The following is a 4617-nucleotide window of genomic DNA, read 5'->3' on the forward strand; positions in this document are numbered from 1 at the left end:
ACGTGCCCATTGCGCGCGGGCAACAGTCTGGCGCGGGGCCCAGTGAATCGCCGCAGGCCGGGTTGGACCGGGCGGGCCTGCAAGGCCGCTATCGCGTGCAGGTCGTGGTGAACGACGCGCCGGCCGGCACCGGCAAGGCGGCGCCGGCGAAGGCATGGCGGATCCAGTTCGACGAACCGGTGCCCGCGGCTTCCGTCTTCCCATGGCTGCTGGCGGTTTCGGCGCGCGCCGACCTCGAAGTCGTCGGCGCCGTACTCGACCGCGCGGACAGCGCCGCCGAAGCCGGTGCCGGCTTGCAGGGGCATGTGCGCGGCGTCGTGAACCTGCAGTCCACCTCACTCTACAAGGATGGCCCGTGAGACGAGATCGAAAGGGCGCGACGATGCGCCGATGGACCATGGCGTGCTGCCTGGGGCTGGCCGGCCTGGCCGCCGATGCCGCGACGACCGCGCCGCCGCAGAACCGTGCTGCATCGACACAGGCCGCGCGTAGCGACCGGGACGAGAAGGTGGTCCTGAATTTCGTCGATGCCGACATCAGCTCCGTGATCTCCGCGCTGGCCCGTTTCCTCGGCCGCAACTTCCTGTTCGACCCGCGCGTGAAGGGCCAGATCACGCTGGTCTCCGAAGGCGAGGTGTCCTCGGCTACGGCCTACGGCATGCTGACCTCGGCGCTGCGCATGCGCGGCTTCGCGATCGTCGACGTGGGCGAGGTGAGCCGCGTCGTGCCCGTGGCCGATGCCAAGCTGCAGGGGGGCGCGGTCAACGCGCGCAACGCCGGCGGCGGCATGGCGACGCGCACCTTCCGGTTGAACTACGAGAACGCCGAGGCCATGGTGCCGGTGCTCAAGCCGCTGATCGCGGCCGAGAACACCATCACCGCCTACCAGGCCAACAACACGCTGGTCGTGACCGACTACATCGAGAACCTCGATCGCCTCGCGCGCATCATCGAAAGCATCGACACGCCGACCTCGCTGGACTCGGAAATCGTCAAGCTGCGCAACGGCGTGGCGGTGGACATCGCAGGGCTCGCCACCGAGCTGCTCGAAGGCAGCGGAGAGAAGGGCAAGCGCGACATCGTGGTGCTGGCCGACCCGCGCTCCAACAGCATCGTCATCCGCTCCAGCAGCCCGGGGCGCACCGCGCTCGCGCGCGAGCTTGTCGCGAAGCTCGAGAACGCGCAGAGCGATCCCGGCAACCTGCACGTGGTCTACCTGCGCAACGCGCAGGCCGTGCACTTGGCGGGCGTGCTGCGCGGTCTGCTGACGGGCGAGTCGCCCGACACCTCGGCCACGGGAGCCGGATCGGTTCGCGCGGCACTGGGTTCGGGCGGCATGCTCGGAGGCGCAGGCGGGGCGGGTGGCAGCAACGGCGGCAGCAGCAACAGCAGCGGCAGTTCGTCGGCGAACGGCAGTGCGAGCCGCGCTACGGGCGGCACCTCGGGCAGCGGCGGGGCGACCGGCGGCCTGCGCGGCGTTTCCTCGGGCGCGGGTGGCAATGGCACGCAGGGCGGCGTGCCGGGCACCGGCGGTTCCGCCGCGTTTTCGTCGGGCGGCGTGACGGTGCAGGCCGACGCCACCACCAACACGCTCATCATCGCCGCGCCCGAGCCGATGTACCGCAGCCTGCGCCGCGTGATCGACACGCTCGACCAGCGGCGCGCCCAGGTGCTGGTCGAGAGCCTGATCGTCGAAGTGAACGAGACCGACGCTTCGGAGCTGGGCATCCAGTGGATGGCGGGCGGCGGCAACGGGCGCGGCGTGCGCGGGGGCACCAACTTCGGCGCGGCCACGCTCAATCCCAACGCGCGCAACACCATCGAGGCGATGCCCAGGGGCCTGAACGTCGGCATCGTCGACGGCACCGTCAAGCTGCCGGGCGTGGGCGAGATCCTCAACCTCAAGCTGCTGGCGCGAGCGTTGCAGACCAAGGGCGGCGCCAACATCCTGTCGACGCCCAACATCCTCACGCTGGACAACGAGGCGGCCTCGATCATGGTGGGCAAGACCGTGCCCTTCGTGAGCGGGCAGTACATCACCAACGGCAACAGCAGCACCAACCCGTTCCAGACGATCCAGCGCGAGGACATCGGCCTCAAGCTCAACATCCGTCCGCAGATCTCGGAGGGCGGCACCGTCAAGCTCGACATCTACCAGGAAGTCTCGAGCATCGACGACCAGGCCTCGTCGGCCGCCAGCGGCATCGTCACCAACAAGCGGGCGCTGGACACCAGCATCCTGGTCGACGACGGCCAGATCATGGTGCTCGGGGGGCTGATGGAAGACAACGTCACCAACGGCACCGATGCCGTGCCGGGCCTCGGATCGGTGCCGGTGCTGGGCAGCCTGTTTCGCTACGACAAGCGCCAGCGCGTGAAGACCAACCTGATGATCTTCCTGCGGCCCTACGTGATTCGCGACGCGAACGCGGGCCACGGCCTCACGCTGGACCGCTACAACTTCATGCGCACGCAGCAGGGCCGCCTGAAGACCATGCCCTACGGCCTGCTGCCAGACCCCGGCGCGCCCGTGCTGCCACCCATCGGCCAGCCGGGCCCGGCGGACGCGCCCGAGGTGGACCTGCGGCCCCAGAGCTGGGACCGTACGCGCGAACAGAAACCGCCGCCGACTGCGTCGGCCAGCGCTGTCCGGCAACGGCCCGCCGAAGCGGCGCCGCAGCCGCCGGTGATGCATTCGAAGCTGCCGGTGGGCGTGACCGTGGAGTCCGATGCCGCCGCATCATCGGGCGCCGGAGGGGCGGGAGGAGGCGGCAAGGTCGCTGTCGTGCAGATTGCCGACGTGAGAGCCGAGCAGGACGCCGTGCGCATCGTCAAGCGGGTGCGCATCAGCGGCATCGGCGCCTACATCGTGGGCGGGCCGGGTGGAGAAGGAAGCCTGGTGCGCGCCGACGTCGCGTCCGATCCGCAGGCGGTGGAAAACGCCGTCACCGTGCTGCGCGAACTGGGCTACAAGCCCGAAGTGGTGACGGCGCCGTGACGCGCGGCACAGGGGCGATCCGATGAACGCGCCGACGCCCGGCATCGCGCTGCCCCCTGCGTGGGCGCGCAGTCATCGCATCGTCGTGCGGATCGAGGGCGACGCACCCTGCCTCTTGGTGTGCCGGCGCACGCCGGGCTGGGCTGTCGTCGAGGCGCGCCTGAAGCTGGGCGAACTGCCGTTGCGCCAGGTCGAATCGCAGGAGATGGACGCGCTGCTCGGCGCCACCTACGCCGATGCCGGCGACGCCGCCTCGGTGGTCGGCGCGGTGGAGCAGCAGGTCGATCTCGACCGGCTGATGCAGGACATTCCCGCCGTCACCGACCTGCTCGACGCGCAGGACGACGCGCCGGTCATCCGCATGATCAACGCGCTGCTCGCGCAGGCCGCGCGCGACGGCGCGAGCGACGTGCACCTCGAATCCTTCGAGACCCATTCGGTGGTGCGCTTCCGCGTCGATGGCACGCTGCGCGACGTGGTGGCGCCGCGCAAGGCGCTGCACGCGGCGCTGATCTCGCGCATCAAGATCATGTCGCAGCTCGACATCGCCGAGAAACGGCTGCCGCAGGACGGGCGCATCACTTTGCGAGTGGGCGGACGGCCGATCGACGTGCGCGTGTCGACCGTGCCCACCGCGCACGGCGAGCGCGCCGTGCTGCGCCTGCTCGAAAAAGACGCGGGCCGGTTGCGGCTCGAACGGTTGGGCATGGCGAACGACACGCTGGCCGAACTCACGCGGCTCGTGCGGCAGCCGCACGGCATCGTGCTCGTCACCGGCCCAACCGGCAGCGGCAAGACCACCACGCTGTACGCGGCGCTGGGCCAGCTCGACCTGGGCACGAGCAACATCCTCACCGTGGAAGACCCGGTGGAGTACGACCTGCCCGGCATCGGCCAGATCCCGGTGCACGGCAAGATCGGCATGACCTTCGGCGCGGCATTGCGCGCGGCGCTGCGGCAGGACCCGGACAACATCATGATCGGCGAGATCCGCGACCTGGAGACCGCGCAGATCGCGGTGCAGTCTTCGCTCACCGGCCACGGCGTGCTGGCCTCGCTGCACACCAACGACGCCGTGTCCGCCGTCACGCGCATGACCGACATGGGTATCGAGCCTTTCCTGCTCTCGTCGTCGCTGCTCGGCGTGCTCGCGCAGCGGTTGGTGCGTTGCCTGTGCTCCGCATGCAAGGCGCCGCGGGAGCAACTCGACGGCAGCGTCGTCTACGTGCCCGTGGGGTGTCCGGCCTGCGGGAATTCGGGCTTCAAGGGCCGCACGGGCATCCACGAGCTGTTCGTGGTGCACGACGACATCCGCCGCCTGATCCACGAGGGCGGCGACGAGCAGGCCATGCGCGAGGCGGCTGCGAAGCACGGCATGCGCTCCATGCGGGAGGACGGCCAGCGCTGGGTGCGCGAGGGCGTGACCACCGCCGAGGAGATCATGCGCGTGACGCGCGACGCATAGGACGAGGGCGCGCAGCAATGGCACGGTTCGAATTCGAGGCCGCGAGCGGCAGCGGCGACGAGAGCAGGAAAGGCTCGATACCCATGTCGGTCATGCGCGTGACGGCGGACACGGCGTCGTTGGTGTGCAGCGAGGCCAGCACGCCGTGGCCGGT

At 70.1% G+C, this 4617-nt stretch carries 3 protein-coding genes and 1 pseudogene; 3 read left to right on the forward strand and 1 reads right to left on the reverse strand.

The genetic code is table 11. The features are described from left to right. From ACT6S0_RS26640 to gspE, 3 genes are all read left to right on the forward strand, one after another. A partial coding sequence (locus ACT6S0_RS26640) for a hypothetical protein (RefSeq protein WP_444766746.1) occupies positions 1 to 359 on the forward strand: 359 nt, incomplete at its 5' end. Positions 360 to 382: 23 nt separating this feature from the next. After that, complete coding sequence (gspD, locus tag ACT6S0_RS26645; RefSeq protein WP_444766747.1) at positions 383 to 2998, forward strand: type II secretion system secretin GspD; 2616 nt, start codon at positions 383 to 385, stop codon at positions 2996 to 2998. A gap of 22 nt (positions 2999 to 3020) precedes the next feature. After that, on the forward strand, positions 3021 to 4463 hold the full coding sequence (gene gspE / locus ACT6S0_RS26650; protein ID WP_444766748.1) for a type II secretion system ATPase GspE: 1443 nt from the start codon (positions 3021 to 3023) through the stop codon (positions 4461 to 4463). Between the two features lie 49 nt (positions 4464 to 4512). Here gspE and ACT6S0_RS26655 read toward each other — a convergent pair. Further along, positions 4513 to 4617, reverse strand: a pseudogene (locus ACT6S0_RS26655) (ATPase, T2SS/T4P/T4SS family); the annotation flags it as partial.

The sequence above is a fragment of the Roseateles sp. genome (assembly GCF_052436255.1).
Taxonomy (GTDB): Bacteria; Pseudomonadota; Gammaproteobacteria; order Burkholderiales; family Burkholderiaceae_C; genus Pelomonas.

Excerpts from the sequence above, each read along its gene's own strand:
- gspD (WP_444766747.1), top strand. The coding sequence starts at position 383 with ATGCGCCGATGGACCATGGCGTGCTGCCTGGGGCTGGCCGGCCTGGCC.
- gspE (WP_444766748.1), top strand. The coding sequence starts at position 3,021 with ATGAACGCGCCGACGCCCGGCATCGCGCTGCCCCCTGCGTGGGCGCGC.